Source organism: Bradyrhizobium sp. SZCCT0148, from assembly GCF_018129985.1.
GTDB classification, from domain to species: Bacteria; Pseudomonadota; Alphaproteobacteria; order Rhizobiales; family Xanthobacteraceae; genus Bradyrhizobium; species Bradyrhizobium japonicum_H.
This window is the reverse complement of sequence record NZ_JAFCKT010000006.1, coordinates 1-25,616: the sequence shown is the minus strand read 5'-3', so window position 1 is coordinate 25,616 and position 25,616 is coordinate 1. Positions and strand designations below refer to the sequence as shown.

Annotated in this window: 23 protein-coding genes; 14 read left to right on the top strand and 9 right to left on the bottom strand. The window is 64.5% G+C overall.

Annotation, left to right across the window (positions count from 1 at the left end; translation table 11 throughout):
- Nucleotide 1 precedes the first annotated feature (1 nt).
- Nucleotides 2-874, bottom strand: coding sequence for a MurR/RpiR family transcriptional regulator (locus tag JQ580_RS19305; RefSeq protein ID WP_212281769.1), 873 nt, complete (start codon nucleotides 872-874; stop codon nucleotides 2-4).
- An 89-nt stretch (nucleotides 875-963) separates the two neighbouring features.
- Between JQ580_RS19305 and JQ580_RS19300 the strand changes: the two genes are divergently transcribed.
- Both JQ580_RS19300 and JQ580_RS19295 read left to right on the top strand, forming a co-directional pair.
- Nucleotides 964-2,151, top strand: coding sequence for an amino acid ABC transporter permease (locus JQ580_RS19300; protein ID WP_212281767.1), 1,188 nt, complete (start codon nucleotides 964-966; stop codon nucleotides 2,149-2,151).
- A 2-nt stretch (nucleotides 2,152-2,153) separates the two neighbouring features.
- On the top strand, nucleotides 2,154-3,260 hold the full coding sequence (locus JQ580_RS19295) for an amino acid ABC transporter permease (protein WP_212281766.1): 1,107 nt from the start codon (nucleotides 2,154-2,156) through the stop codon (nucleotides 3,258-3,260).
- 152 nt (nucleotides 3,261-3,412) lie between these two features.
- Here the strand turns inward: JQ580_RS19295 and JQ580_RS19290 are convergent, their stop codons facing one another.
- Together JQ580_RS19290 and JQ580_RS19285 are read right to left on the bottom strand one after the other, a co-directional pair.
- Nucleotides 3,413-4,831, bottom strand: coding sequence for an amidase (locus JQ580_RS19290; RefSeq protein ID WP_212281764.1), 1,419 nt, complete (start codon nucleotides 4,829-4,831; stop codon nucleotides 3,413-3,415).
- A 116-nt stretch (nucleotides 4,832-4,947) separates the two neighbouring features.
- Nucleotides 4,948-5,724 (bottom strand): SDR family oxidoreductase, encoded by a 777-nt coding sequence (locus JQ580_RS19285; RefSeq protein WP_212281763.1) that lies wholly within the window; start codon nucleotides 5,722-5,724, stop codon nucleotides 4,948-4,950.
- Nucleotides 5,725-5,880: 156 nt separating this feature from the next.
- Here JQ580_RS19285 and JQ580_RS19280 point away from each other — a divergent pair, with 156 nt between their 5' ends.
- Nucleotides 5,881-6,954: a tartrate dehydrogenase gene (locus tag JQ580_RS19280; protein ID WP_212281761.1), complete on the top strand. Its 1,074-nt coding sequence runs from the start codon at nucleotides 5,881-5,883 to the stop codon at nucleotides 6,952-6,954.
- Between the two features lie 87 nt (nucleotides 6,955-7,041).
- Here the strand turns inward: JQ580_RS19280 and JQ580_RS19275 are convergent, their stop codons facing one another.
- The 5 genes from JQ580_RS19275 to JQ580_RS19255 form a co-directional block, all read right to left on the bottom strand.
- A complete protein-coding gene (locus tag JQ580_RS19275; protein WP_212281760.1) occupies nucleotides 7,042-7,683 on the bottom strand; it encodes a suppressor of fused domain protein in 642 nt (213 codons plus the stop codon).
- A gap of 166 nt (nucleotides 7,684-7,849) precedes the next feature.
- Nucleotides 7,850-8,923 carry a malate/lactate/ureidoglycolate dehydrogenase gene (locus JQ580_RS19270; protein ID WP_212281758.1) on the bottom strand — a complete coding sequence of 358 codons (1,074 nt, stop codon included), beginning with the start codon at nucleotides 8,921-8,923 and terminating at the stop codon, nucleotides 7,850-7,852.
- Nucleotides 8,924-8,925: 2 nt separating this feature from the next.
- A complete protein-coding gene (locus JQ580_RS19265) occupies nucleotides 8,926-9,840 on the bottom strand; it encodes an NAD(P)-dependent oxidoreductase (RefSeq protein ID WP_212281756.1) in 915 nt (304 codons plus the stop codon).
- A gap of 12 nt (nucleotides 9,841-9,852) precedes the next feature.
- Nucleotides 9,853-11,103, bottom strand: a complete 1,251-nt coding sequence (locus JQ580_RS19260; protein ID WP_212281754.1) for a Zn-dependent hydrolase — start codon at nucleotides 11,101-11,103, stop codon at nucleotides 9,853-9,855.
- Between the two features lie 32 nt (nucleotides 11,104-11,135).
- On the bottom strand, nucleotides 11,136-12,053 hold the full coding sequence (locus JQ580_RS19255; RefSeq protein WP_094975306.1) for a LysR family transcriptional regulator: 918 nt from the start codon (nucleotides 12,051-12,053) through the stop codon (nucleotides 11,136-11,138).
- A 119-nt stretch (nucleotides 12,054-12,172) separates the two neighbouring features.
- Here JQ580_RS19255 and JQ580_RS19250 point away from each other — a divergent pair, with 119 nt between their 5' ends.
- The 6 genes from JQ580_RS19250 to JQ580_RS19225 all read left to right on the top strand — a co-directional run bounded on the left by JQ580_RS19250 (nucleotide 12,173) and on the right by JQ580_RS19225 (nucleotide 17,824).
- On the top strand, nucleotides 12,173-12,988 hold the full coding sequence (locus JQ580_RS19250; RefSeq protein WP_212281752.1) for a putative hydro-lyase: 816 nt from the start codon (nucleotides 12,173-12,175) through the stop codon (nucleotides 12,986-12,988).
- An 89-nt stretch (nucleotides 12,989-13,077) separates the two neighbouring features.
- On the top strand, nucleotides 13,078-14,322 hold the full coding sequence (locus JQ580_RS19245) for an ABC transporter substrate-binding protein (protein ID WP_212281750.1): 1,245 nt from the start codon (nucleotides 13,078-13,080) through the stop codon (nucleotides 14,320-14,322).
- Nucleotides 14,323-14,546: 224 nt separating this feature from the next.
- Nucleotides 14,547-15,425 (top strand): branched-chain amino acid ABC transporter permease, encoded by an 879-nt coding sequence (locus tag JQ580_RS19240; RefSeq protein ID WP_212281749.1) that lies wholly within the window; start codon nucleotides 14,547-14,549, stop codon nucleotides 15,423-15,425.
- Nucleotides 15,425-16,408 carry a branched-chain amino acid ABC transporter permease gene (locus tag JQ580_RS19235; protein WP_212281747.1) on the top strand — a complete coding sequence of 328 codons (984 nt, stop codon included), beginning with the start codon at nucleotides 15,425-15,427 and terminating at the stop codon, nucleotides 16,406-16,408. The genes JQ580_RS19240 and JQ580_RS19235 overlap by 1 nt, the downstream gene beginning before the upstream one ends.
- A complete protein-coding gene (locus tag JQ580_RS19230) occupies nucleotides 16,405-17,136 on the top strand; it encodes an ABC transporter ATP-binding protein (protein ID WP_212281745.1) in 732 nt (243 codons plus the stop codon). Before JQ580_RS19235 ends, JQ580_RS19230 begins: the two co-directional genes overlap by 4 nt.
- On the top strand, nucleotides 17,120-17,824 hold the full coding sequence (locus JQ580_RS19225; RefSeq protein WP_212281743.1) for an ABC transporter ATP-binding protein: 705 nt from the start codon (nucleotides 17,120-17,122) through the stop codon (nucleotides 17,822-17,824). The genes JQ580_RS19230 and JQ580_RS19225 overlap by 17 nt, the downstream gene beginning before the upstream one ends.
- 157 nt (nucleotides 17,825-17,981) lie before the next feature.
- Here JQ580_RS19225 and otnC read toward each other — a convergent pair whose 3' ends face one another.
- The gene (otnC, locus tag JQ580_RS19220; RefSeq protein WP_212281741.1) at nucleotides 17,982-18,650 is read right to left on the bottom strand and encodes a 3-oxo-tetronate 4-phosphate decarboxylase; all 669 of its coding nucleotides are present in this window, start codon (nucleotides 18,648-18,650) and stop codon (nucleotides 17,982-17,984) included.
- A gap of 104 nt (nucleotides 18,651-18,754) precedes the next feature.
- Here otnC and ltnD point away from each other — a divergent pair, with 104 nt between their 5' ends.
- From ltnD to JQ580_RS19195, 5 genes are all read left to right on the top strand, one after another.
- Nucleotides 18,755-19,672 (top strand): L-threonate dehydrogenase, encoded by a 918-nt coding sequence (ltnD, locus tag JQ580_RS19215; RefSeq protein ID WP_212281739.1) that lies wholly within the window; start codon nucleotides 18,755-18,757, stop codon nucleotides 19,670-19,672.
- A 14-nt stretch (nucleotides 19,673-19,686) separates the two neighbouring features.
- Nucleotides 19,687-20,469 (top strand): 2-oxo-tetronate isomerase, encoded by a 783-nt coding sequence (gene otnI, locus JQ580_RS19210; protein ID WP_212281737.1) that lies wholly within the window; start codon nucleotides 19,687-19,689, stop codon nucleotides 20,467-20,469.
- A complete protein-coding gene (gene otnK, locus JQ580_RS19205; protein ID WP_212281735.1) occupies nucleotides 20,466-21,752 on the top strand; it encodes a 3-oxo-tetronate kinase in 1,287 nt (428 codons plus the stop codon). Before otnI ends, otnK begins: the two co-directional genes overlap by 4 nt.
- Before the next feature lie 167 nt (nucleotides 21,753-21,919).
- Nucleotides 21,920-23,608, top strand: coding sequence for a methyl-accepting chemotaxis protein (locus JQ580_RS19200; RefSeq protein WP_212281733.1), 1,689 nt, complete (start codon nucleotides 21,920-21,922; stop codon nucleotides 23,606-23,608).
- 343 nt (nucleotides 23,609-23,951) lie between these two features.
- On the top strand, nucleotides 23,952-25,616 hold a 1,665-nt coding region (locus JQ580_RS19195; protein WP_212281731.1), incomplete at its 3' end, for a methyl-accepting chemotaxis protein.

Here is a 25,616-nt window from a genome sequence, read left to right as displayed (position 1 = left end):
GTCAACCTTTCTCCAAAACGTAGGTGGAGGCGGCAGCGAGCCGGGCCTCGGTATGCTCCAGGCGCTTCTTCGCGGCGACGCCGCCGAGCGCGAACGTCACCGCCGCCAGCGATTGTGCGATCGCGATCGCGCCGGTGAGACTCGGGAAGAAGCCGGGCGAGGAGGCGGCCTCGAACAGCAGGACGTGGTCGGCTCCTTCGGCCATCGGTGCCGAGACGCTGTCCGCGATGGCAATCAGCGTTGCGCCGCTGTGATGGGCGGCTTGCGCGACGCGGACGCTCGCATGGGTGTAGGGCAGGAAGCCGATGACGATGACAGCTTCGCCGCGGCGGAAGGCGCCGAGATCGAGATCGTCCGGGCCGGACACGCCGATAAGCTGCACGTGTTCGGGGCGGAATAGCCGCAGCTCGTAGTTCAAGAGTTCGGCGACGCTGCGGCAGCTGCGATAGCCTGCAATCCAGATCCGCTTGGCCTCATGCAAGGCGCGGGCGGCCTCCGCAATCGGCTGGGCGGAGATGCGCGGAAGGCCCGCGGCCTCGGCCTCGAGCTTGTCGGTGACGAGTGCGATATCGGCATTCGGACCGGGCCGGCGGCTTCTGGTGCGGCCGGAGAAGGGCGCGATCTGCGAGGGACGCCGCGCCTCCGTCAGCGCGGCGCGCAATTCGTCCCAGCCGGAATAGCCGATCGCCTTGGCGAGGCGTGTGAACGCGGCGGGATCGGCGCCGGCAACCGCAGCGAGGTCGCGCATTGATCGAGTGGTGGCGTCGTAATCGTTGGCAGCGACGAAGCGCCCGACTTCCTGCAGCCGCATCGGCAGCGATGGCAACGCGATGCGCAGTTCGCTCAGCGGCGAGGATTTCGCGGGCTCGGGCATGAAACATTTGTTGCACGGTTTTTGGATTGGTGCAACAGTTGACGTGCCGCCGCCGGAAATCGCCGCCTCTCGAGAAGGATTTTTGCGCTGTGACCACGGACACGCCGAGACCGCCGCCGCGCTCCCGTTTTTTCGGCGCATGGGGGCCCCGGGAGCTGAAGGGCCTGTTCTGGCAGGTGCTGGTGATCACGATCGTTGCCGGCGTTGTCGGTTTCCTCTGGTCCAACACCGTCACGAACCTCTCGGCGCGCCGCATCACGACCGGCTTTGCCTTCCTTGGCCGTGAGGCCGGCATGCCCATCGCCGACAGTTTGCTCGCCTATAATCCAAGAGACACCTATCTCTGGGCCTTCGTCGTCGGCGTCGGCAACACCTTGCGCGTCGCCGTGATCGGCATCGTGCTCGCGACCATCCTGGGCACGCTGATCGGCATCTCGCGATTGTCGGCCAACTGGCTGCTGTCACGCCTTGCCGCCGTGTATGTCGAAACGCTTCGGGACATCCCGCTGCTGCTTCAGCTTCTGTTCTGGTACGTGCTGATGCAGGCGCTGCCGGCCGCGCGCGCGGCATGGCGGCCGGTCGACGGCGTGTTCCTGTCCAATCGCGGCCTGATCCTGCCCGCAATTCCGCTTGGCCTCCCGCAGCTTTGGGTGCTCGGCACGGCGGCGTTCGGTCTTGCCGTGGTCTACCTCATCCGTCGCTGGCTGGTCGCGCAGCAGATGCGTGACGGCAAGCTGCGGCCGGTATGGCCCTTTGCGGTGAGCTTCATCCTCGCATTGCCCGTGGCGGTATCCGTTCTGCTTCGCGTCTCCTGGACGATCGAATGGCCGCAGCTGCGCGGCTTCAACTTCGTCGGCGGGCTGACGCTCGCTCCGGAATATTTCGCGCTGCTGATCGCGCTCGTCACTTACACCTCGGCCTTCATTGCCGAGATCGTGCGCAGCGGCATCCAGTCCGTGCCGCGCGGGCAGTGGGACGCCGCCAATGCGCTTGGCCTGCGCCGCAGCTTCATGCTGCGGCAGATCATCCTGCCGCAGGCGTTGCGCGTCATCGTGCCGCCGATGACCAGCCAATATCTCAACCTGACCAAGAACTCCTCGCTTGCGGTTGCGATCGGCTACCAGGACGTGGTCTCGATCGCCAACACCACGCTGAACCAGACCGGGCAGGCGATCGAGGCCATCGCGCTGATCATGGCGGTGTTCTTGAGCATCAGCCTGTCCATCAGCTTCTTCATGAACTGGTACAATTCGCGCATAGCGCTGGTGGAGCGCTGAGCATGACTGTGATCGCCGATATCCCGGACGCGCCGCGCGCCGCCCGCCGTCCGCAGATCGGCAACCCGGTGCTGCGCTGGCTGCGCACCAATCTGTTCTCGTCGATCCCGAACGGCATTCTATCGATCGTACTGCTGGCGGTGCTCGCCAAGGGCATTTTCAGCTTCGTGCTGTGGGGCATCGCCAATGCCGTGTGGCTGACGCCCGCGAACGATTCCAGCGCCTGCCGCGCGGTGCGCGGCCTCGGCGCCTGTTGGGCGATCATTCCCGAAAAGTACCGCTTCATCCTGTTCGGCACCTATCCGTTCGACGAGCAGTGGCGCCCGGCACTGTCGGTGGTGCTGTTCGTCGCGCTGTATTTTCTCTCGACTCGTCGCGCCTTCTGGCGGCGCGAACTCATCTATCTCTGGATCGGCGCGCTCGCGCTGATCAGCGTGCTGATGTGGGGCGGCGTGCTCGGGCTCTCCTTCGTCTCGCAGGATCGCTGGGGCGGTTTGCCAGTGACGCTGATCCTGGCGACGTTCGGTCTCGCATTCGGCTTTCCGCTCGGCATCCTCGTCGCGCTGGGCCGGCGCTCGAAGCTGCCGGCGATCCGCTCGCTCAGCGTGCTCTATGTCGAACTGATCCGTGGCGTGCCGCTGGTGAGCCTTTTGTTCATGGCGAGCGTGATGTTTCCGTTGTTCATGCCCGCTGGATTCAACATCGACAAGCTCTTGCGCGCCCAGATCGCGATCATCCTGTTCGCGGGCGCCTACCTCGCCGAGGTCATCCGCGGCGGTCTCCAGGCGGTGCCGCGCGGGCAATATGAAGCGGCCGACGCGCTCGGGCTGTCCTACTGGCGCAAGCACCGGCTGATCGTGCTCCCGCAAGCGATTCGCCATGTCATCCCGCCGCTGGTCAACACCTTCATCGCCTTCTTCAAGGACACCAGCCTCGTCCTCATCATCGGAATCTTCGATCTGCTGACGACGGCCAAGACCGCGATTATCGATCCCGCCTGGCAGCAGTTCTCGGTCGAGGTCTATATCTTCGTTGCCGCGATCTATTTTGTCTTCTGCTTTGCGATGTCGCGGTATAGCCGGAGTCTCGAGGCGACAGGCGGAAGGTGAGGCACTCGTTCCCCGGACAAGGTGCAGCGCGCAAGCGCTGCGCCGCAAAGCCGGGACCCAGAGATGCGCGGGACGTCGTGGGGGCACGGGCCCCGGTTCTGCAGCGTACCGCCGAAGAGGCGCTGCGCTGCGTCCCGGGGCACGCGAGTGGGCTACTTCTTCACCTTCGGATCGATCGGCGTCGTCCCACGCACGCCCAGAATATCCTCCAGCACTTTCGCCCCGGCAATCACCTGGGCGTCCGCACGCGGTGCGCCGACGACCTGGACCCCGACGGGCAGGCCCGAGGCCGTGAAGCCGCATGGCAGCGACAGCGAGGGGCAGCATGCCAGCGTGATCGCGTAGACGATGCCGAGCCACTCGACGTAATTGTCAAATCTCTTGCCTGCGCATTCGGCGACATAGCGGTGCTCGATCGGGAAGGGGGGCACGATCGTGGTCGGCGTCAGCAGCAAATCGTAGGTCTTGAAGAACTCGACCGCTCGTGCGGTCATGCCGACGCGCTGGGCCTCGGCGCGAGCGAGCTGCTCGACCGTCAGCTTGAGGCCCTCCTCGATGTTCCAGATCACCTCAGGCTTGAGCAGGTCGCGCTTGGTGCGTAGCAGATTGGCCTTGGTGATCGCGAAATCGAAGGCGCGCAGAACGTGGAAGCATTCATGCGCCTCGCGCCAGTCCGGATGCGCCTCCTCGACGATGGCGCCGGCCTCGGCAAGGCGTTCCGCCGCCTTGCGCGTGATCGCCTTCACCTCGGGATCGACAGGTGTGATGCCGAGATCGGACGAATAGGCGATGCGCTTCGGCTTTTTGCCGGATTGAGCCGCCGACAGGAACGAAGTCGTCGGCGTCGGCAACGATAGCGGATCGTCCGCGTAGTCGCCGCTCATGGCGTCCAGCAGCAGCGCGAGATCCTCGACGTTGCGGGCCATTGGACCAACCACGCCGAGATTGCGATCGATGCCGGATTTCGGGGTATGTGCGACGCGGCCTATGCTCGGGCGCATGCCGACGACGCCGCAGAAAGCTGCGGGGCTGCGCAGACTGCCGCCCATGTCGGAGCCCTGCGCCAGCCAGGCCATGCCGGTGGCCAGGGCTACCGCGGCGCCTCCGGAAGAGCCCGCCGCGGACTTCAAAGTATCCCAGGGGTTGAGCGTCGCGCCGAACACCTCGTTGAAGGTGTTGGCGCCAGCGCCGAATTCCGGCGTGTTGGATTTGGCGTAGACGATCGCGCCGTTGGCTTCGAGATTTTCGACCATCAGGTCGGACTGCGCGGGGATGTTATCCCTGAAGATTGGCGAGCCCTGCGTGGTCAACACGCCCGCAACATCGGTCAGGTCCTTGATCGGCACTGGAAGGCCAGCGAGCAGCCCCCGCGCGCCGGCGGGCTTCCGCATCAGCGCCTTGGCGTTGTCGCGCGCGCGATCGAAGCACAGCGTCGGCAGCGCATTGACCTTGCCGTCGACCTCACTGATGCGCTTTTCAAGCATATCCAGCAGTTCGAGCGGCGAGACATCGCCGGATCGCAGCTTGTCGACGACGGCGCAGGCATTTTCGCGGATCAGGTCTTGAGACAATTATTCTACTCCTACTCTTGCGAAAGGTCTCGTCATTGCGAGCGCCGCAAAGCAATCCAGTCCGTTGCCGCGGGGGCATTTCAAATTGCTTCGCTGCGCTCGCAATGACGGGTAATCTAACCCCAGCCTGCGCTGATGCCGCCGTCGACCGTGTAGATCACCCCCGACGTATATCCGGCGCGGTCCGAGGCCAGGAATGCCATGAGGTCGCCGATCTCGCGTGCGTGCGCGGGGCGACCGAGCGGCAGGCTTTTTTGGAATTCCTTGTAGCGGCTCTCGTCGCCGAACTGGTGTTTCGCGCGCGTCTTGAGCAGGGTGACGTGGCGGTCGGTCCCGACGGGGCCGGGATTGATGCCGACGACGCGGATGTTGTCGGCGAGACTTTTTCCTCCGAGCGCACGGGTGAAGGCCATCAGCGCGGCATTGCCGGCGCTGCCGCAGATGTAGTTGGCGTCAAACTTCTCGCCGGCCGCCCCGATGTCGTTGACGATGACGCCGCCGCCCTTGGCCTTCATCTGCGCGTAGATCTGCCGCGTCAGGTTGATGTAGCCGAACACTTTCAAATCCCAGGCGTGCCGCCAGGTCGCCTCGTCGATCTTGTCGATCGAGCCGCCGGGGATGTCGCCGGCATTGTTGACGAGCACGTCGATGTCGGCGGCTTCGCCGGCGAGCCGCGCCAGATCCTCGGGCTTGCGCAGGTCCACGACGCTGGTCGTGGCATCGATCTGGTGCGCGGAGCGCAGGCGATCCGCCAGCGCCTTGAGCTGATCGCCGCTGCGCGCGGCGAGCAGGAGGTTTGCGCCCTCCTCGGCAAACGCTTCGGCGGCGGCGGCGCCAATGCCCTTGGACGCGCCCGTGATCAGGACGCGCTTGCCACGCAGATGCAGATCCATGAGGTTACTCGCTGGGTCGGGAACTGAATGAAATCAGTAGGCGCTTGGCCGCGCCACGGTCAACATTGCAGTGCAGCGTTGCACTGCCGCAGCGTTTGGTCCATTGCAGTGCGGTCAAAAAGGCGGCGGCTGCCGGACCAACCAAGGACGTTCTCGATGAGCAAGAAACAATACCGGATTGCGGTCATTCCCGGCGACGGCATCGGCAAGGAAGTGATGCCGGAGGGCCTGCGCGTTCTGGAGACGGCGGCGAAGAAGCATGGGGTCTCCCTGCATTTCGATCATTTCGACTTCTCGTCCTGGGACTATTACGAGAAGCATGGCCAGATGATGCCGGACGATTGGAAGGAGAAGATCGGCAAGCATGACGCGATCTATTTCGGCGCGGTCGGCTGGCCGGCCAAGATTCCCGATCACATCTCGCTGTGGGGCTCGCTGATCAAGTTTCGCCGCGAGTTCGACCAGTACGTGAACCTCCGCCCGGTGCGGCTGATGCCGGGCGTGCCGTGTCCCCTGGCCAACCGCAAGCCTGGCGACATCGATTTCTGGGTGGTGCGCGAGAACACCGAAGGTGAATATTCCTCCGTCGGCGGCCGTATGTTCCCCGACACCGACCGCGAGTTCGTGACGCAGCAGACGGTAATGACCCGCACCGGCGTCGACCGTATCCTGAAGTTCGCCTTCGAGCTCGCCCAGTCGCGGCCGAAGAAGCACCTGACGTCCGCGACCAAGTCCAACGGCATCTCCATCACCATGCCCTATTGGGACGAGCGCGTGGAGGCCATGGCCAAGAAGTTTCCCGGCGTGAAGTGGGACAAGTACCACATCGACATCCTGACCGCGAACTTCGTGCTGCATCCGGATTGGTTCGACGTCGTGGTCGGCTCTAATCTGTTCGGCGACATCCTTTCCGACCTCGGTCCGGCCTGCACCGGCACGATCGGTATCGCGCCGTCGGGCAATATCAATCCCGAGGGTGACTTCCCCTCGGTGTTCGAGCCGGTGCACGGTTCGGCGCCCGATATCGCGGGGCAGGGCATCGCCAACCCGATCGGTGCGATCTGGTCGGGCGCGATGATGCTCGATCATCTCGGCGAGAAGGTCGCCGGCAAATCGATCGTCGAGGCGATTGAGCGCACGCTGGCGGAGCGTACGTTGCGTACCAAGGACCTCGGCGGCAACGCGGACACGACGGCCTGCGGCAAGGCCGTCGCGGACATGGTGGATTGAGGTACTCTTCACCCTCTCCCCTCGTGGGAGAGGGTGGCTTCGCGCGACCTTCTCTCTCGAGGGAAGAAGGGGAGGGCCGCGGTGCGACTACACGTACGATTTCCGAGCCGGATCGAAGATCGGCGGATAATCGTTTTCGTCAAGCAGGTCGAGAAACGTATCGAGCCCGCTGGACTTGATGAGCCCGAGCTCCTCATGCGAGATCAGGTTCACGGTCAATATCTCAACGGGATCGCCTGCGATCTCCAGAGCCTCGGCGATCTGTTTGTCGGGGCCGATGATCGGCGTGAGAAACAGGAACGTCTGGAAATCCGTTCCGGCAACCGGCGGCCATGGCGACGCGACGCGATGGCCAAAGCCGAACCAGGTGGTGTCGATGAACGGCAGATTGGCGAGCCAGCGCAGATTGGCGCGGAACTCCTCCGTCGGCTCGCGGACGTACCACATCAGCTCGGCGCGCGGCTTCGCCTCGCCATGCACCCCCGGCATCCGCGTCTGGCTCATGCCGTTGGTCAGCAGCACATAGCCTTCGTCAGAACCCTCTTCACACGCCGGCACGAAGTCGCGGCCAAAGGCGTGGATGTCGATGCGGCGCTCCGCGGTGTCGGTGAAGCTGTATTCGGGTTCGTCCAGCTCACTTTGATAGACGGCAAGCCGATGCCGGTAGAACTCGGCCGCGTGTGATGTCCGGCCCGAGCCGGACATGAACTTTGCGAGACGGGAGAGCATGTGAACCTCGGGGCGGATGTGAGCCGGAATATCCGCATTGTCGGACGACAACGCAGGTCGGTTCAATCTGGACCGCGGACATGGCGACGATTCGCCCTGGTCCAGCCCTCCTTGCGCCATTGCGCATGAGGTTGGCCTCACGCTGTGAGCGGCTTGCTGCTCTCAATCAGCCCGCGATCTTCTCAATCGCCGCCTGATCCAGCCCGAATTTCGTCCCGGCCTCGATGATCTCCTGCCAGGTGGTCGGATCGACCGGGATGCCCTGAGCCAGGCGCTTCTTCTTGGTCTCGCGCTCGGGCTCGCCGGCGATCTTGACCTTGTCGACGCCGGCGGCCGGCGGCGAGCCGGTGTGCCAGGCGACGAAGCTCTCGACTTCACGGGCGAGGTTCTCGCCGGTGCCGAGCTTGCCGGGGTCGATCACGATCGAGAGCATGCCGTTGAGGACGTTGTGCTTGCCGTCGGACGGGCCCTTGACCACCTGCCCGCCGGAGAGTGCGCCGCCGAGGATTTCGCACACCAGCGCGAGCCCCGAGCCCTTGTGCTCCCCGAACGGCAGGATGGCGCCGTGCGGTGGGATCACGGTGTAGCGCGGATTGACGGTGGGCTTGCCTTCGTTGTCGATGATGGTGCCCGGCTCCAGTTCGACGCCCTTGTTGTGGGCGACGCGGGTCTTTCCTTGCGCGATCCTGCTGGTGGCGAAGTCGAGCACGATCGGGTCCTTGCCGCTGCGCGGAATGCCGACGCAGAACGGGTTGGTGCCGTGGCGCGCATCGCTGCCGCCCCATGGCGCCACGATCGGTCGCGAGATGACGTTGACGAAATGGATCGAGACCAGCCCGTGGTCGATGCACTGCTCGGCCCAGTGGCCGATGCGGCCGATATGGTGCGAGTTGGAGAGGCCGACCAGGCACACGCCGTTTTTCTTGGCGCGCTCGGCCGCCAACTCCATCGCCTCGTGGCCGATCACCTGGCCGTAGCCTGTGAGGCCGTCAAGCGTGAGCAGCGGTCCGGTGTCGAGTACGATCTTGACGTGCGCGTTCACAGCGAGGCCGCCGTTGGTGACGCTCTGGACATAGCGCGGAATCATGCCGACGCCGTGGGAGTCGTGGCCCTTGAGGTTGGCTTCGACCAGATTGCTGGACACCAGCTCGGCTTCGCGGTCCGATGAGCCGCCGGCCTTGACGATGGCGCGGATGACGTTGGTGAGCGGTTCTGCCTTGATGGTGCGATAGTCGGCCATTGTTATTGCTCTTTCACGATCCGGCGGCAGTGCTCCCACGCCGCGCCAATCAGGTTCTCGCTTGCCTCGGGCGTGCGGAACGCCGAATGCGCCGACAGTGTCACGTTGGGAATCTTCGTCAACGGATGATCGCCGGGCAGCGGTTCGATGTTGAAGACGTCGAGCCCGGCATGGCGGATGTGACCTGACTTCAGCGCATCGATCATGGCGGCCTCGTCGACAACAGCGGCACGGGCGGTGTTGATGAGGATAACGCCCGGCTTCATTTTTGCGATCTTCTCGCGCGTGATCATGCCGCGCGTCTCGTCGTTGAGCAGCAGATGCAGAGATACGACGTCGCTCCTTGCCAGCACGCCGTCGAGATCGGTGAATTCGACGCCGGGATGGCTCTTCGGCGAGCGGTTCCAGGCGATCACCTTCATGCCGCTGCCGGCCGCGATGCGTGCGACCTCGGTGGCGATGCCGCCGAAGCCGACCAGGCCGAGCGTCTTGCCGGTGAGCTGCATGCCGTCTTCGCGCAGCCAGTTGCCGCCGCGCATCTCGCGATCCATCATGGCGATGCCGCGGGCCGAGGCCCACATCAGCGCGATCGCGGATTCGGCGACGGCTGTGTCGCCATAGCCCTTGATCAGATGCACGGAGATGCCGAGCTCGGCCAGCTCCTCCGGGTTCATGTAGCTGCGCGCGCCGGTGCCGAGGAACACGACGTGCTTGAGGCCGGTGCACTTCTTCGCGACCTCGGTCGGCAGCGCGGTGTGATCGACGATCGCGATCTCGGCGCCGTCGAGTATCTCGGGGTATTGCTCGGGTTTGATATCGGGATCCCTGTGGATCCGCACCTTGGGATCGCCGGGCTTCTCCAGCCGCTCCATGATCACGGCGAGCGCTTCATTGGCGTCGACGAAAACTCCTCGCATTATTCTCTCCGGTCAGGATGCGACGCCGGCGATCGCCAGCACGGTATGCATGAGAACGTTGGTGCCCGCGGCGCAGTCGGGCTGCGTCGCGTCTTCCAGTTCGTTGTGGCTGATGCCGTCCTTGCAGGGCACGAACACCATCGCCGCCGGCATCACGGTGTTGAGGTTGCAGGCGTCGTGGCCGGCGCCGGAAGTGATGCGGCGCGAGGGATAGCCGAGCGTTTTGGCTGCGTTCTCGACCGCTGCGATCAGCTTGGGATCGAAATGCGTCGGCGGCTTGCGCCAGACCAGATCGATCTTGACCTCGACCCTGCGGCGCGCGGCGATCTCTGCAATCGCGGCGCGGAGGTCGCGATCGAGCGCATCCATGATGGCGCCGTCCGCGCTGCGGCAATCCATGGTGAAGGCGATCTCGCCGGGAATGACGTTGCGCGAGGGGTTTGCGATCACGGCCTCGCCGATGGTGCCGACCGCGTTCGGTCCGAGCTTCTTCGCGATGGATTCCATCGCCAGCACGATCTCCGACAGGGTCGCCAGCGCGTCGCGTCGCAGCGGCATCGGCGTGGAGCCCGCATGGCTCTCGAAGCCTGATATCCTGCCGTCGTACCAGAGCACGCCCTGGCCGGAATCGACCACGCCGATGGTCTTGCCCTCGGCCTCCAGGATCGGGCCCTGCTCGATATGCAGTTCGACGAAGCAGCCGAGCTTCTGGAAGCCGACGGGCTTGTCGCCGCGATAGCCGATGCTGTCCAGTGCCTGGCCGACGGTCGTGCCCTCGGCGTCCTTGCGCGACAAAATGTCGTCGGTGGTGAAATCGCCGACGTAAGCCGCGGAGGCCATCATCGCAGGCGCGAAGCGCGAGCCTTCCTCGTTGGTCCAGTTGACGATGCAGATCGGCGCTTCGGTCTCGATGCCGGCATCGTTGAGTGTGCGGATCACCTCGAGCGCGCCGAGCGTGCCGAGGATGCCGTCATACTTGCCACCGGTCGGCTGGGTGTCGAGATGCGAGCCGATGCCGACCGGCAGCTTCGACATGTCGCGCCCCTTGCGCAGGCCGAACTGCGATCCGAGCGCGTCGGTATGGACTTCGAGACCCGCGTCCTCGCATGCCCTGCGGAACCAGTCGCGCACCTGCTTGTCTTCGCTGCTTAGCGTCAGCCTCCGCACGCCGCCCTTGGCCGTCGCGCCGAATTGCGCGGTCTCGTGGATGGAGCCCCAGAGGCGGGCGGAATCGATTTGCAGATTGGAGGCGGCTCGGCTCATGCGGTCGTTCTCTCTTTCGTCCGGCGCCTTTTTCAATGCCGCGCCAGCGCGGGCGCGTCAACTGCGAGGCTGCTCTGCGCAATCTGCCGTGCAAGCTCGGCGACGCGCTCCACGGCGACGACGTCAGGTGAAGCGAGCCAGCTTGCGGTGAAGGTCAGTGGTGCGATTGCGAGATCGGTGTCGAGCAGTTGCAATCGCCCGTCGGCGAGCTCGTTCTCGACGATCGCGTCGGGGATCACGGCGACCCCGAGACCCTCGACCGCCATGTGGATGACGGTGGCGAGCGATGCGGATGCGTGCAGCCGGATCGGCGGCAGCTCAGGCCGGTCGAATACCTCGCGCACCACCTCGTAAGGCTTGGTCTTGCGCGGGAAGGTGATGATCGGAAACCGCGCGAGCTCTGCCGGCGTCACCCGGCCTTTGCCGAGGCCGAGCGAAGGGCTTGCCAGGAAGCCTATCGGGTAATCGGCGAGCACGCGGTTGTGCACGCCGGACGCCGACAGCGGTCCGACCACGAAGGCAAGCTCGATCTCCTGCGCCAGCAGGCGCGCGGTCAGGTTCGGGGTGATGTCGACCTCGATCTCCAGTGACAGGTTCGGATAGACCTGATTCACGCTCTTCACGAGGCGCGGCAACCAAGTGTGCACGATGGTCTCGGCGACGCCGAGCCGCATCACGCCGCGCATCGCGGAGCGGTCGCCGACCTCGGCCATCATCTGAGCACGCAGGCCGATCAGCTTCTCCGCATAGACCATCATCTGCCGGCCGCTCGGCGTCGGTGATGCCACGCGGTGGTCGCGGTTGAGGAGCTTGACGCCCATCTCGCGCTCGAGCTGGGCGATGCGCTGGGAGATGGCCGGCTGGGTCGTATTGAGCCGCGCCGCCGCGCCGCGGAAGCTGCCGAGCTTTACGACCCAGAGGAAAGTCTCGATCGACCTGAAGTCCAGCATTGGAAAGATTTCCCTCATCGATAAAATGAATTTATCGATATCCATTAGAAAGGACGATTAGACTTTATAGCACGCTTGGTGTTGGCTGTCTTTGTCGAGTTTATAGGCAGATCGTTCACATGACTGTTTTGGTGGCAATGCAGCAAACTGAAACACCCGACGCGCTTCCGAGCCGCACGGCGCGGCTTGCCTACCGGCAAGGGCTGGTCGCCTCGACCGCCGGCGTCGCCCCCGGTTTCGTCCAGGGCAATCTGGCGATCCTGCCGGCGGAATACGCCAGCGCCTTTCATCGTTTCTGCCAGCTCAATCCGAAACCGTGCCCGATCATCGGCATGTCCGACGTCGGCAGCCCGCACATCCCTTCGCTCGGCGCCGATCTCGACATCCGCACCGATGTGCCGCGCTACCGCGTCTGGCGCGACGGCGAGGTCGTCGACGAGCCGACCGATGTGACCAAGCATTGGCGCGACGATCTCGTAACCTTCGTGCTCGGCTGCTCCTTCTCGTTCGAAGAAGCCTTGCTCGAGGAGGGCATGCCGATCCGGCACATCGAGCGCAATGTGCGCGTGCCGATGTACCGCACCAACATCGCCTGCGGCGAGGCCGGTCCATTCGCCGGCCCCATGGTGGTGTCGATGCGTCCGTTCAAGCCGGCGGATGCGATCCGTGCGGTGCAGATCACCTCGCGCTATCCCGCCGTGCATGGCGCGCCCGTGCATCTCGGCCATCCACACCTGATCGGCATCAAGGATATCGCCAAGCCGGACTACGGTGATCCGGTGCCGGTTGCCGACGACGAAATTCCGGTGTTCTGGGCCTGCGGCGTGACACCGCAATCGGTGATCAATGCCGCGAAGCTGCCGTTCGCCATCACGCATTCGCCCGGCCTGATGCTGGTGACGGATCTCAAGAACAGGACCATGGCCGTGATTTAGTGGGCAGCATTTGCTGCTTCTTCGAGCTTTACCGCATCCATCAATCGCTTCATTCGATCAGCTGAAATTCAGTCAAAGAGGACTCCGCCATGACGATCACTCGCCGCGACGTATTGTTGGGTGCCACCGCTACTGCTGCGCTGGTGCCGCTGGCTGCACGCGCACAGACCTCGGAAGTCGTGATCGGCGTGATCTATCCGTTCTCCGGCGGCAGCGCGCAGCAGGGCGTCGATGCGCAGAAGGCCTATGAGACTGCGCTCGAAGTCATCAACAAGGACACCGATTTCGATCTGCCGCTGGCCAAGGGCGAGGGCCTTCCGGGTCTCGGCGGCGCCAAGGTTCGTCTCGTGTTCGCAGACCACCAGGCCGATCCGCAGAAGGGCCGCGCCGAGGCCGAGCGCCTGATCACGCAGGAGAAGGTCTCCGCCATCATCGGCACCTATCAGAGCGCGGTCGCCGTCACCGTCAGCCAGATCTGCGAGCGCTACCAGGTCCCGTTCGTTTCCGCCGACAACTCCTCGCCCAGCCTGCACCGCCGCGGCCTGAAGTATTATTTCCGTGCCGCGCCGCATGACGAGATGTACTCGGCCGCCATGTTCGACTTCTTCGATGCCTTGAAGAAGAAGGGCACCAAGATCGAGACGCTGTCGCTGTTCCACGAGGATACCATCTTCGGCACCGATTCCGGCAACGCCCAGGCCAAGATCGCCGGCGAGCGCGGCTACAAGATTGTCACCGACATCAAGTATCGCGCCAATTCGCCCTCGCTCTCGGCCGAGGTGCAGCAGCTCAAGTCCGCGAACGCCGACGTGCTGATGCCCTCGAGCTACACCACCGACGGCATCCTGCTGGTCAAGACCATGGCCGAGCTCGGATACAAGCCGAACGCGATCGTGGCGCAGGACGCCGGCTTCTCCGAGAAGGCGCTCTACGATGCCGTCGGCGACAAGCTCGAAGGCGTGATCTCGCGCGGCACCTTCTCGCTCGACCTCGCGCAGAAGCGCCCGATGGTCGGCAAGATCAACGAGATGTTCAAGACGCGCTCGGGCAAGGACTTCAACGACCTCACCTCGCGCCAATTCATGGGCCTGATCATCCTCGCTGACGCCATCAACCGCGCCAAGTCGACCGATGGCGAGAAGATCCGTGACGCGCTGGCGGCGACCGACATCCCGGGCGAGCAGACCATCATGCCCTGGAAGCGTGTGAAGTTCGACGAAATGGGCCAAAACAACGACGCCGACCCGGTGCTTCTGCAATATGTCGGCGGCAAGTTCGTCACGATCTTCCCGCCGCAAGCCGCGATCGCGGAAGCGGTCTGGCCTATGAAGTAAGCGGTCGGGGACCAAGCACTTTGGCGGTGTAAGCCAATCGAGCTTTCTCCCCGCGACGTCATTGCGAGCGAAGCGAAGCAATCCAGAAATGTATCCACGCAGACGGTCTGGATTGCTTCGTCGCATCAGCGCAAAATTGCTACGCAGTTTTGTCGCGAGCTTCTCGCAATGACGGAGGAGGTAGCTTCGGCTCTCATTCTGAGCGCATTTCGGGGGACAGACTTTTGACAGCCCAAGCCATTATCCAGAGTCTCGCGAGCGGCCTTCTGATGGGCCTGCTCTACGGACTGATCGCAGTCGGACTCGCGCTGATCTTCGGCCTGATGGACGTCACGAACTTCGCCCATGGCGAGTTCCTGATGATTGCGATGTACCTGTCCTTCTTCCTGTTCGCGTTCTTCGCCATCGATCCTTTGCTGTCGGCGCCGTTGGTCGCCGCGGCGCTCTTCATCCTCGGAGCGGTGGTCTACTTGCTCATTGTACGCTTCGCCATGCGGGCCAAGGCCAATGCCGGCATGGTGCAGATCTTCTCGACCTTCGGTCTTGCCATCGTGATGCGCGGCCTGGCGCAGTTCTTCTTCACGCCTGATTATCGCAGCATTCCGCAGTCCTGGCTCGGCGGCAAAACCGTCTCGATCGCCGGCATCTTCCTGCCGGAGCCGCAGCTGGTCGGTGCGCTGGTCTCGATCCTCGCGTTCGCCGGCCTCTATTTCTTCATCCATCGCACGGATTTCGGGCGCGCGCTGGAGGCCACCCGTGAAGATCCCGGTGCGGTCGCGCTGGTCGGCATCGACAAGAACCGCGTGTTCGCCTTCGGCTGGGGCCTTGGTGCCGCGCTGGTCGGTCTCGCCGGGGCGATCATGGCAAGCTTCTTCTACATCTATCCCGACGTCGGCGCGTCCTTTGCCTTGATCGCCTACGTCACGGTGGCGCTCGGCGGGTTCGGCAGCGTGTTCGGCGCCTTCGCCGGCGGCATCATCGTCGGCCTTGTCGAAGCCACCACCGCGCTGGTGCTGCCGCCATCGCTGAAATCGGTCGGCATCTACGCGGTCTATCTGCTGGTGGTCTTCATCCGGCCGCGCGGCCTGTTCGGATCGATCTGATGGACAAGGAATTTGCAGCGCGGCGCCGCCGCGACCTCATCATCGCCGCGGTGCTCGCCGCGATTGCGGCAGCGACGCCGTTGTTCGTCAAGGACGTCGTCGTCCAGAACATCCTGATCCTGACGCTGATGTATGCGGGCTTGTCGCAGAGCTGGAACATCCTGTCCGGCTATTGCGGGCAGATCTCGCTCGGGCACGCGCTGTATTTCGGCCTGGGTGCCTACACCACCGAGCTGCTGTTCACGAAGTTCGGCGTGCTGCCCTGGTTCGGCATGCTGGCGGGCGGCGTGGTGTCGGCGCTGATCGCGATGGGGCTCGGTTATCCCTTCTTCCGCCTGCGCGGCCATTACTACGTGATCGCAACCATCGTCATCGCCGAGATCGGCCTGCTCCTGTTCCACAACTGGGAATGGGCAGGCGCTGCCATGGGCATCACCATTCCGATCCGCGGCGACAGCTGGCTGAAATTCCAGTTCCTGCGCACCAAGCTGCCATACTTCTATTTCGCGCTGGCGCTGTGCTGCCTTGCCTGGTTCGTCACCTGGTGGCTGGAAAATTCCAAATGGGGTTTCTGGTGGCGTGCGGTGAAGGACAATCCGGACGCGGCCGAGAGCCTCGGTGTCGACGTGTTCAATTCCAAGATGGGCGCGGCCGCGGTCTCCGCCTTCCTGGTCGCGGTGGGCGGCAGCTTCTACGCCCAGTTCGTTTCCTACATCGATCCCGAAAGCGTCATGGGCTTCCAGTTCTCGTTGCTGATGGCGCTGCCCGCCGTGCTCGGCGGCATCGGCACCCTGTGGGGACCGGTGTTAGGGGCCGCCATCCTGATTCCGCTGACGGAGTTGACGCGCTTCAAGTTCGGCGGCTCGGGGCGCGGTGTCGACCTCATCGTCTACGGCACGCTGATCGTCCTGATTTCACTAGCTTTGCCGCGGGGCCTGCTCAGCCTGTTCTCGCGCCCGAAGAAGACGGGAGCCAGCCGATGACCGCGCTCCTTGAAACCCGCGGCGTCTGGCAGCGGTTTGGCGGCCTCGTCGCCAACAGCGACGTCTCGATCTCGGTCGGCCGCGGCGAGATCGTCGGCCTGATCGGCCCGAACGGCGCCGGCAAGTCGACGCTCTTCAATCTCATCGCCGGCGTCTTGCCGCCGACGCAAGGCTCGATACTCTTCGACGGCGAGGACGTCACCCACATGCCGGCGGCGGAACGCTGCCAGCGCGGGGTGGGTCGAACCTTCCAGGTGGTCAAGAGCTTCGAGACCATGACCGTCATCGACAACGTCATCGTCGGTGCGCTGGTGCGCAACACGGTGATGCGCGAGGCGCGCCGCAAGGCGCACGAGGTGCTGGAGTTCACCGGCCTTGCCACGCGCGCCCACGTGCTCGCCAGCGACCTCGTGCCGGCCGAGAAGCGCCGTCTCGAAGTCGCGCGTGCGCTCGCGACCGAGCCGAAACTGCTGCTGCTCGACGAAGTCCTCACCGGCCTGACGCCGACCGAGGCGCAGACCGGTGTCGCGCTGGTGCGCAAGGTGCGCGATACCGGCATCACCGTGTTGATGGTGGAGCACGTCATGGAGATCGTGATGCCCCTGGTCGACCGTGCCATCGTGCTCGACCTCGGCAAGGTGCTGGTCGAGGGCAAGCCGGCCGACGTCGTTCGCGATCCCAAGGTGATCAGCGCATATCTGGGAGATCGTCATGCTGTCGGTGCGTGAAATCACGACCGCCTATCAGGGCCTGGTCGCGATCTCCGCGATCTCGATCGAGGTCCAGAAGGGCGAGATCGTCTGCGTCGCCGGCGCCAACGGCGCGGGCAAGTCGACGCTGCTGAAGTCGATCGCCGGCGCCGAGCGTCCGCGCTCCGGCAGCGTCACCTTCGACGGCAAGCAGATCAACGGCATGGCGCAGCACCACATCACCGCGTCCGGCATCGCCTACGTGCCGGAGAACCGCCGCCTGTTCCCGCGCCTGTCGGTGCGCGACAACCTTCGCCTCGGCAGCTATCTCTACCGCGGCGAGGCCAACCGTGAAGAGCCGCTCGATCTCGTGTTCAAGCTGTTTCCACGCCTGTCCGAACGGCTCGACCAGCGCGCCGAAACGCTCTCCGGCGGCGAGCAGCAGATGCTCGCGATCGGCCGCGCGCTGATGACGCGCCCGCGCCTCTTGATGCTGGACGAGCCCTCGCAAGGCATCATGCCGAAGCTGGTCGACGAGATCTTCCAGGCAGTCCTGCGTATCCGCGACGCCGGCATGACCGTGCTGATCGTCGAGCAGCGCATGGCCGAGTGCCTGGAGATCGCCGACCGCGCCTACATCCTGCAAACCGGCCGCGTGCTGATGCAGGGCCCGGCCGCCGAGATCAGGGGCAATCCGGATGTGCGCAAGGCGTATCTGGGCCTCTAGTGGCGAGGCCTGGGCGTGCGCGCGAAATACTCTCGGTGTCATCGCCCGCCTTGTGCGCGCTTGCGCACTGGGGCGGGCTCCGAGACGTTAGAGAGATACGAATAGGCTGCGGCGTACTGGAGTTCCTGCCTTCGCGGGGAATGACAGCGGCGCGGAGCTAATGCCCGTGCTCGGGCAGCGTCACACCGAACATTTTAACCAGGTCCTTTACCTGGTCCGGCGAAAGGTAGCGCGGGTTCATCCCGCGCAGCAGCAGGTACAGCTTCGCCGTTTCCTCCAGCTCCTCGGTCGCAAACACGGCAGCCTCCAGGGTGTCGCCGGCAACGACCGGGCCGTGATTGGCGAGCAGCACCGATGAATATGCTCCCGCCAGGCCCTTGATCGCATCCGCAACGGCGGGATCGCCGGGGCGGTAGTACGGCACGAGCGCGGTGGCGCCGCATTTCATCAGGTAGTACGCGGTCATCGGCGGCAGCGCCGCGCGCGGGTCGATCTCCGGCAGCATCGACAGCGCGACCGAGTGTGTCGAATGCAGATGCACGATGGCGCGGGCACTGCCGCGCGTGTCGTAGAGCGCGGTGTGCAGCGGAACTTCCTTGGTCGGGGCATCGCCCGACACCAGCTGGCCCTTCTCGTCGAGCCGCGACAGCTTTGCAGGATCGAGGAAGCCGAGAGAGGCATTGGTTGGCGTCACCAGCCAGCCGCCGCCGTCCAGCCTGACGCTGATATTGCCGGACGAACCCGGCGTCAGCCCGCGTTCGAACAAAGACCGTCCAAACCGGCAGATATCCTCACGCAGCCGCGTTTCGTCGCTCATGGCCGTCATGCCCGCTTGTCTCACGCTTTGGCAGCGCGGCCAAGCCGTGTTATTCGAGATGAGAGCTGCCGCAAAGGGCGGCCATCCGGGAAACGTTCGCAAGGGTCAGTCGCATGTCCGCCTCCACGTCAAAAAACCGGCGCATCGCCGTCATCGGGCTCGGCTCGATGGGGTTCGGCATGGCGACCTCGCTGAAGCGCGCCGGCCACGCCGTCACCGGCTGCGATGTCTCGGCCGATGCCGTGGCGCGCTTCGTGAAGGACGGCGGTGCGGGCGCGAAGACGCCGGCTGAAGCGGCGGAGGGGGCCGATATCGTTGTCAGCGTGGTCGTCAACGCCGCGCAGACCGAAACGATTCTGTTCGGCAAGGACGGTGTCGCCGGGACCCTGCCGAAGGACAGCGTTTTCATGTCTTCCGCGACGATGGACCCGGATGTGGCGCGGCGTCTCGCCAAGCAATTGGAAGAGACCGGGCGGCATTATTTGGATGCACCGATTTCCGGCGGCGCGCAGCGCGCCGCGCAGGGCGAGCTGACGATCCTCGCCTCCGGCAGCCCCGCTGCGTTCGCGAAGGCCCGACCCGCGCTCGATGCCATGGCTGCAAAGCTCTACGAGCTCGGCGATGCCGCCGGCCAAGGCGCCGCCTTCAAGATGATCAACCAGCTGCTCGCCGGCGTCCACATCGCCGCCGCCTCGGAGGCGATCGCGTTTGCGGCCAAGCAGGGCCTCGACATCCGCAAGGTCTACGAGGTTATCACGGCCTCTGCCGGCAATTCCTGGATGTTCGAGAACCGCATGCCGCACGTCCTCGACGGCGATTACACGCCGCGCAGCGCGGTGGAAATCTTCGTCAAGGACCTCGGCATCATCCAGGACATGGCGCGCAGCGCGAGATTCCCGGTGCCGGTCTCCGCCGCTGCGCTCCAGATGTTCCTGATGACATCAGCCGCCGGCATGGGGCGCGACGACGACGCCTCGGTGGCGCGGATGTATGCGCAGGTCACCGGCGTCAAGCTGCCGGGCGACAAGTAAGGAAGAGGATTTTAATGCCCCGTTTTGCCGCCAATCTCTCGATGATGTTCACCGAGGTGCCGTTCCTCGATCGCTTCGATGCCGCTGCGCAAGCCGGCTTCACCGCGGTGGAGTTTCTCTTTCCCTATGAACACCCTGCCGAGGCGGTCGGCGAGCGCCTCAAGCGCAACGGGCTGACCCAGGCGCTGTTCAACCTGCCTCCGGGCGACTGGAACGCCGGCGAGAAGGGGTTTGCCGCGCTCCCCTCGCGCTTCTCCGAACTCAAGGCGGGCCTGGAGACGGCGCTCCCTTACGCCAAGGCGACCGGCGTCAAACGGCTGCATTTGATGGCCGGCATCGCCAATCGCGGCGAACGCGTCGCGATCGAGGCGTTCTACAAATCGGTGGCATGGGCTGCGGAGTTCTTCGCCCCGCACGGCATCGACATCGTGCTCGAGCCGATCAATGCGCGCAACGTGCCCGGCTACTTCCTCAACGATTTCGGCTTCGCACGCGATCTGATCCAGGAGCTGAGGCTTCCGAACCTGAAGCTGCAGTTCGACATCTATCACTGCCAGATCATTCATGGCGACGTCACCATGCGGCTGCGCGAGATGATGCCGATCATCGGCCATATCCAGATCGCCAGCATCCCCTCGCGCAACGAGCCCGACGGCGAGGAGCTGAACTATCCGTTCCTGTTCGAAGAACTCGACCGGCTCGGCTATGCCGGCTTCGTCGGCTGTGAATACAATCCGAGGGGCAAGACAACCGACGGTCTTGCCTGGTTCAAGCCCTACGCTGGAGTGAAGCCGTGACACTTGCAGCGAAAATCTCTCTGGGCTGCATCGCCGACGACTACACCGGTGCCTCCGATCTCGCCAACACGCTGACGCGCGCGGGCCTGCGCACCGTGCAGACCATCGGCGTGCCCGCGGACGATCTCGCACTGCCCGAGGTCGATGCCGTCGTGGTGTCGCTGAAGAGCCGCTCGATCGAGGCCGGCCTTGCGGTATCGCGTTCGCGCGCGGCCGATCAATGGCTGCGCGGCCGCGGTGCCGGCCATGTGCTGTTCAAGATCTGCTCGACCTTCGATTCCACTGATGCCGGCAATATCGGCCCCGTGATGGACGCGTTGCGCGCCGACGCCGGCGACGGCGCCGTGCTGGTGACACCGGCGTTCCCGGAGACCGGCCGCACCGTTTACCAGGGCAACCTGTTCGTCGGCGCGGTGCCGCTGAACGAGAGCCCGCTGAAGGACCATCCGCTCAACCCGATGCATGATTCCAATCTGGTGCGCGTGCTGGCGCGCCAGAGCCGGACGCAGATCGGTCTCGTCGATCTCGCCACCGTCACGCGCGGCGCGGATGCCGTGCGGGTGCGGCTGGCCGAGCTGGTGGCCAAGGGCATCGGCGCCGCCATCGTCGACGCGGTCTTCGACCGGGACCTCGAGACCATCGGCCTCGTCGCCGCCGAGCACCGCCTGTCGGTCGGCGCCTCCGGCATCGGCCTCGGTCTCGCGCGCGCCCTGGTGTCGACGGGTAAAGTCAAATTAGCCAGGGCGGACGGCGAGACCGGCACGGCCGTCGGCGGACCGGCGGCCTGCCTCGCCGGGAGCTGTTCCCAGGCGACGCTTCAGCAGATCGCCAATGCCGAACGGGTCATGCCGGTGCTCCACCTCGATCCGGACAGTATCATTACGGGGGGCGGCGAAGCCCAGCGCGCGCTGGATTGGGCGAGGCCGCGGCTTGCGGAGGGCCCGGTGCTGATCGCCTCAAGCGCGACACCCGACCAGGTTGCCGCGTTGCAGGCGCGGCACGGCCGCGACGCGGCCGGTCACGCGATCGAGCAGGCCATGGCCGATATTGCAGAAAACCTCGTCAAATCAGGCGTCCGGCGGCTGGTCGTCGCCGGCGGGGAGACGTCCGGGGCGGTGGTCGATCGGCTGAAGATTCCCGGATTTCTCGTCGGGGTCGAGATCGCGGCAGGCGTTCCGGTGCTTCATTCGGTCGGCGGCACGGCCGACATGCTGCTCGCTCTGAAGTCGGGAAACTTTGGCGGCGCCGAGTTCTTCGCCGACGCGCTTAGGCTCATGCGCTGAGCGCAGAGCCTTTTTAGCGGCCTGTTCATCTCTTTGAGGCTCCGTACTCGTACGGAGTCGTAGTTAACATCTGCGCAGGTGCTCTGGTGTTGGATGTTGGTGCTGCTCCTTTTGGTTGATTCGTAAAGCTTCCGGACGCGCACCGCGCCACCACAAAGAGACTCATTATGCTCGCCACTATCTCCATCCGCACCAAAATCATCAGTGTCGTGGCGTTCCTGCTGGTCGCGATGGCCGGCATGGGCTTGCTGGCCGTCACGAAGATGCGGTCGATGAACGCCAACACCGTCGATATCACCACGAACTGGATGCCGAGCGTGCGGGTGCTGGGCGATCTGCGGGCTGGCGTGATTACCTACCGCAACGTGATCCGAGAGCACATGCTGGCCGAAACGCTCGAGGATAAGCTCACGAATGAGAAGACGCTGGCAACCGTGGTCGAGGCCAATACCAAGTTCCGTCAGAAATATGAGCCCATGATCACGTCCCCCGAGGAACGTGCGCTGTACAAGGAGTGGTCTCAAGTCTGGGAGGAGTACAAGCGAGGGACTCAGGAAGTGATGGCATTGTCGCGCAGGGACGCGGGCAAGGTTCCTCACGACGCTCATGAACTCAACATCAAGGTCAACAAGATTGGGCTCAAGGCCGACGAGATCCTGAACAAGGACATCGAGCTCAACACCAAGGGCAGCGAGCAGGCCGCCCAGGATGCCGCCGACAGTTACTCCTATGCTTTCATGCTGGTGTCGGTCATTCTCGGCGCTGCCGTCATCATCGGCATCGGCGTCGGCTTCTATCTGGTCCAGGACGTCTCGAAGGGCATCAACTCGATCATCGAGCCGATGCAGGCGCTGGGCAAGGGCGAGCTCTCCGCCGAGGTCCCGCACCGGGGCGAGAAGACCGAGATCGGCGCGATGGCCGACGTGCTGCAGATCTTCAAGGAGGCTCTGATCGCCAAGAAGGCCGTCGACGAGGCCGCGGCCGCCGATGCCGAAGCCAAGATCGAGCGCGGCCGCCGCGTCGACAACATCACCCGCGAATTCGAAACCATGATCGGCGAGATCGTCCAGACCGTGTCGTCGGCCTCGACCCAGTTGGAAGCCTCGGCGTCCACGCTGACATCCACCGCCGACCGTTCCCAGAGGCTGGCGACCACCGTTGCCAGCGCCTCGGAAGAAGCCTCGACCAATGTGCAGTCGGTCGCCTCGGCGACCGAGGAGATGGCCTCGTCGGTCGGCGAGATCAGCCGCCAGGTTCAGGAATCGGCGCGGATGGCGGGCGATGCCGTCGGCCAGGCCCGCGCCACCACCGAGCGCGTCAGCGAGCTGTCCAAGGCGGCGTCCCGCATCGGCGACGTCGTCGAACTGATCAACACCATCGCCGGGCAGACGAACCTGCTGGCGCTGAATGCGACCATCGAAGCGGCACGTGCGGGTGAAGCCGGCCGCGGCTTCGCGGTCGTCGCCTCCGAGGTGAAGGCGCTCGCCGAGCAGACCGCCAAGGCGACCGGCGAGATCGGCCAGCAGATCTCCGGCATCCAGGCGGCGACCAATGACTCCGTTGGCGCCATCAAGGAGATTTCCTCGACCATCGAGCGTCTCTCGGAGATATCGTCGGCGATTGCAGCCGCGGTGGAAGAGCAGGGCGCAGCGACGCAGGAGATCGCCCGCAACGTCCAGCAGGCCGCGCAGGGCACCCAGCAGGTCTCCTCGAACATCACCGATGTGCAGCGCGGTGCGACCGAGACCGGCTCGGCCTCCTCGCAGGTGCTGTCGGCGGCGCAAATGCTGTCGAACGACTCCGGCCGGCTGAAGAACGAGGTCAGCAAGTTCCTGACCAACGTCCGCGCGGCATAGAGGCAAGCGCGCGTTCTTCCGTCGATCGAGAGCGGCGCTGTGCGCCGCTCTTTTTTTTCGGGCGTCTGCCAAAGGGCGGAACTGCTTCGCTCTACCGGGCACTGCCGGCCGCACTGCCGACGAGAGGCAATTGCGGCCCTATACCACGAGACGCTTCTCCACTCGCGTGCGTGACTATGCCCGCAAAAGTCCGGGCCATTATATGATGCTGGCTCAGTAGGACTACGCAGTTCCGTTAAGGGGAACGATCTCGCGGACGGTATAATCTTCAAGGCAGAACTTGCCGAGTTAAACGGCTTCCCCGCCCGACGAGCATTTCAACCGGAATTACTGAGGAAATTTGATGTCTTGGATCAACAACGTCCGCATTTCTATGAAGGTTTCTGCAGTGTTTGCGGCGATCTGTCTCGTCGTTGCCGGCAGCACTGCTGCGATTTACAATTCGCTGAGCGTGATGAACTCCACGTCGAAGATGACGGTGCATACCTATCAGGTGCTGGAGCAGCTTTCCGATCTCGTCGGGGCCATGGTCAATTCGGAGACGGGTGTGCGCGGCTACCTCGTTTCCGCGGACAGCGCCTTCCTCGGACCTTTCGAATCCGGTCAGAAGCAGTTTCAAACGGCCGCGGCAAAGATCGGCAGTCTGACATCGGATAACGCAAACCAGCAGAAGCGTCTCGAGCGCGTCAAGGCGTTCGCCAGCGACTGGACGGCCAATGTCGCGCAGCGCGAAATCGCGCTGATGAAGGATCCAGCAACGCAGTCCAAGGCCCGGGAGCTCGAGGCATCCGGCGCCGGCAAGAAGTCCATGGATGGATTGCGCGCCGTCGTGCAGGAGATGGATGCGGAAGAGCGCTCGCTGCTGACGACGCGTGCCGTGGCTTCCGACGCCGCATCGGCCAACGCGACGATGGCCATGTTGGCTGGCGGTATCGTCACCCTGCTGCTCTCGCTGACCGGCGCCTTTGGCGTCGCTGTCGTGGTCACCCGGCCGATCCAGCGCATCACGACCGAGATGGGCGTCCTCGCCAAGGGCGATACGACCGTGGCGATATCGTCCACCGAACGGAAGGACGAAATCGGTCAGATGGCCAATGCCGTCCAGATCTTCAAGACCAATGCGATCGAAGTGGAACGCCTGAAGGCGGAACAGGGCGAAGTCGAGCGTCGCAACGCAGAGCAGCGCAAGGCGGACATGCTGAGGCTTGCCGACGATTTCGAGGGAGCCGTGGGTGAGATCATCGGCACGGTGTCCTCCGCCTCGACCCAGCTGGAGGCATCGGCCACCACCCTGACAGGAACGGCCGAACGCTCCCAGAGGCTGGCCACCACCGTGGCCGGCGCTTCGGAAGAAGCCTCGACCAACGTGCAGTCGGTCGCCTCGGCGACCGAGGAGATGGCCTCGTCGGTCGGCGAGATCAGCCGCCAGGTACAGGAATCGGCGCGGATGGCGGGCGATGCCGTCGGCCAGGCCCGCGCTACCACCGAGCGCGTCAGCGAGCTGTCCAAGGCGGCGTCCCGCATCGGCGACGTCGTCGAACTGATCAACACCATCGCCGGCCAGACCAACCTGCTGGCGCTGAATGCGACCATCGAAGCGGCACGTGCGGGTGAAGCCGGCCGCGGCTTCGCGGTCGTCGCCTCCGAGGTGAAGGCGCTCGCCGAGCAGACCGCCAAGGCGACCGGCGAGATTGGCCAGCAGATCTCCGGCATCCAGGCGGCGACCAATGACTCCGTTGGCGCCATCAAGGAGATCTCCTCGACAATCGAGCGTCTCTCGGAGATATCGTCGGCAATTGCAGCCGCGGTGGAAGAGCAGGGCGCAGCGACGCAGGAGATCGCCCGCAACGTCCAGCAGGCCGCGCAGGGCACCCAGCAGGTCTCCTCGAACATCACCGATGTGCAGCGCGGTGCGACCGAGACCGGCTCGGCCTCCTCGCAGGTGCTGTCGGCGGCGCAAATGCTGTCGAACGACTCCGGCCGGCTGAAGAACGAGGTCAGCAAGTTC

Excerpts from the sequence above, each read along its gene's own strand:
- JQ580_RS19305 (WP_212281769.1), bottom strand. The coding sequence starts at position 874 with ATGCCCGAGCCCGCGAAATCCTCGCCGCTGAGCGAACTGCGCATCGCG.
- JQ580_RS19295 (WP_212281766.1), top strand. The coding sequence starts at position 2,154 with ATGACTGTGATCGCCGATATCCCGGACGCGCCGCGCGCCGCCCGCCGT.
- JQ580_RS19285 (WP_212281763.1), bottom strand. The coding sequence starts at position 5,724 with ATGGATCTGCATCTGCGTGGCAAGCGCGTCCTGATCACGGGCGCGTCC.
- JQ580_RS19280 (WP_212281761.1), top strand. The coding sequence starts at position 5,881 with ATGAGCAAGAAACAATACCGGATTGCGGTCATTCCCGGCGACGGCATC.
- JQ580_RS19275 (WP_212281760.1), bottom strand. The coding sequence starts at position 7,683 with ATGCTCTCCCGTCTCGCAAAGTTCATGTCCGGCTCGGGCCGGACATCA.
- JQ580_RS19270 (WP_212281758.1), bottom strand. The coding sequence starts at position 8,923 with ATGGCCGACTATCGCACCATCAAGGCAGAACCGCTCACCAACGTCATC.
- JQ580_RS19265 (WP_212281756.1), bottom strand. The coding sequence starts at position 9,840 with ATGCGAGGAGTTTTCGTCGACGCCAATGAAGCGCTCGCCGTGATCATG.
- JQ580_RS19260 (WP_212281754.1), bottom strand. The coding sequence starts at position 11,103 with ATGAGCCGAGCCGCCTCCAATCTGCAAATCGATTCCGCCCGCCTCTGG.
- JQ580_RS19255 (WP_094975306.1), bottom strand. The coding sequence starts at position 12,053 with ATGCTGGACTTCAGGTCGATCGAGACTTTCCTCTGGGTCGTAAAGCTC.
- JQ580_RS19250 (WP_212281752.1), top strand. The coding sequence starts at position 12,173 with ATGACTGTTTTGGTGGCAATGCAGCAAACTGAAACACCCGACGCGCTT.
- JQ580_RS19245 (WP_212281750.1), top strand. The coding sequence starts at position 13,078 with ATGACGATCACTCGCCGCGACGTATTGTTGGGTGCCACCGCTACTGCT.
- JQ580_RS19235 (WP_212281747.1), top strand. The coding sequence starts at position 15,425 with ATGGACAAGGAATTTGCAGCGCGGCGCCGCCGCGACCTCATCATCGCC.
- JQ580_RS19230 (WP_212281745.1), top strand. The coding sequence starts at position 16,405 with ATGACCGCGCTCCTTGAAACCCGCGGCGTCTGGCAGCGGTTTGGCGGC.
- JQ580_RS19225 (WP_212281743.1), top strand. The coding sequence starts at position 17,120 with ATGCTGTCGGTGCGTGAAATCACGACCGCCTATCAGGGCCTGGTCGCG.
- otnC (WP_212281741.1), bottom strand. The coding sequence starts at position 18,650 with ATGACGGCCATGAGCGACGAAACGCGGCTGCGTGAGGATATCTGCCGG.
- ltnD (WP_212281739.1), top strand. The coding sequence starts at position 18,755 with ATGTCCGCCTCCACGTCAAAAAACCGGCGCATCGCCGTCATCGGGCTC.
- otnI (WP_212281737.1), top strand. The coding sequence starts at position 19,687 with ATGCCCCGTTTTGCCGCCAATCTCTCGATGATGTTCACCGAGGTGCCG.
- JQ580_RS19200 (WP_212281733.1), top strand. The coding sequence starts at position 21,920 with ATGCTCGCCACTATCTCCATCCGCACCAAAATCATCAGTGTCGTGGCG.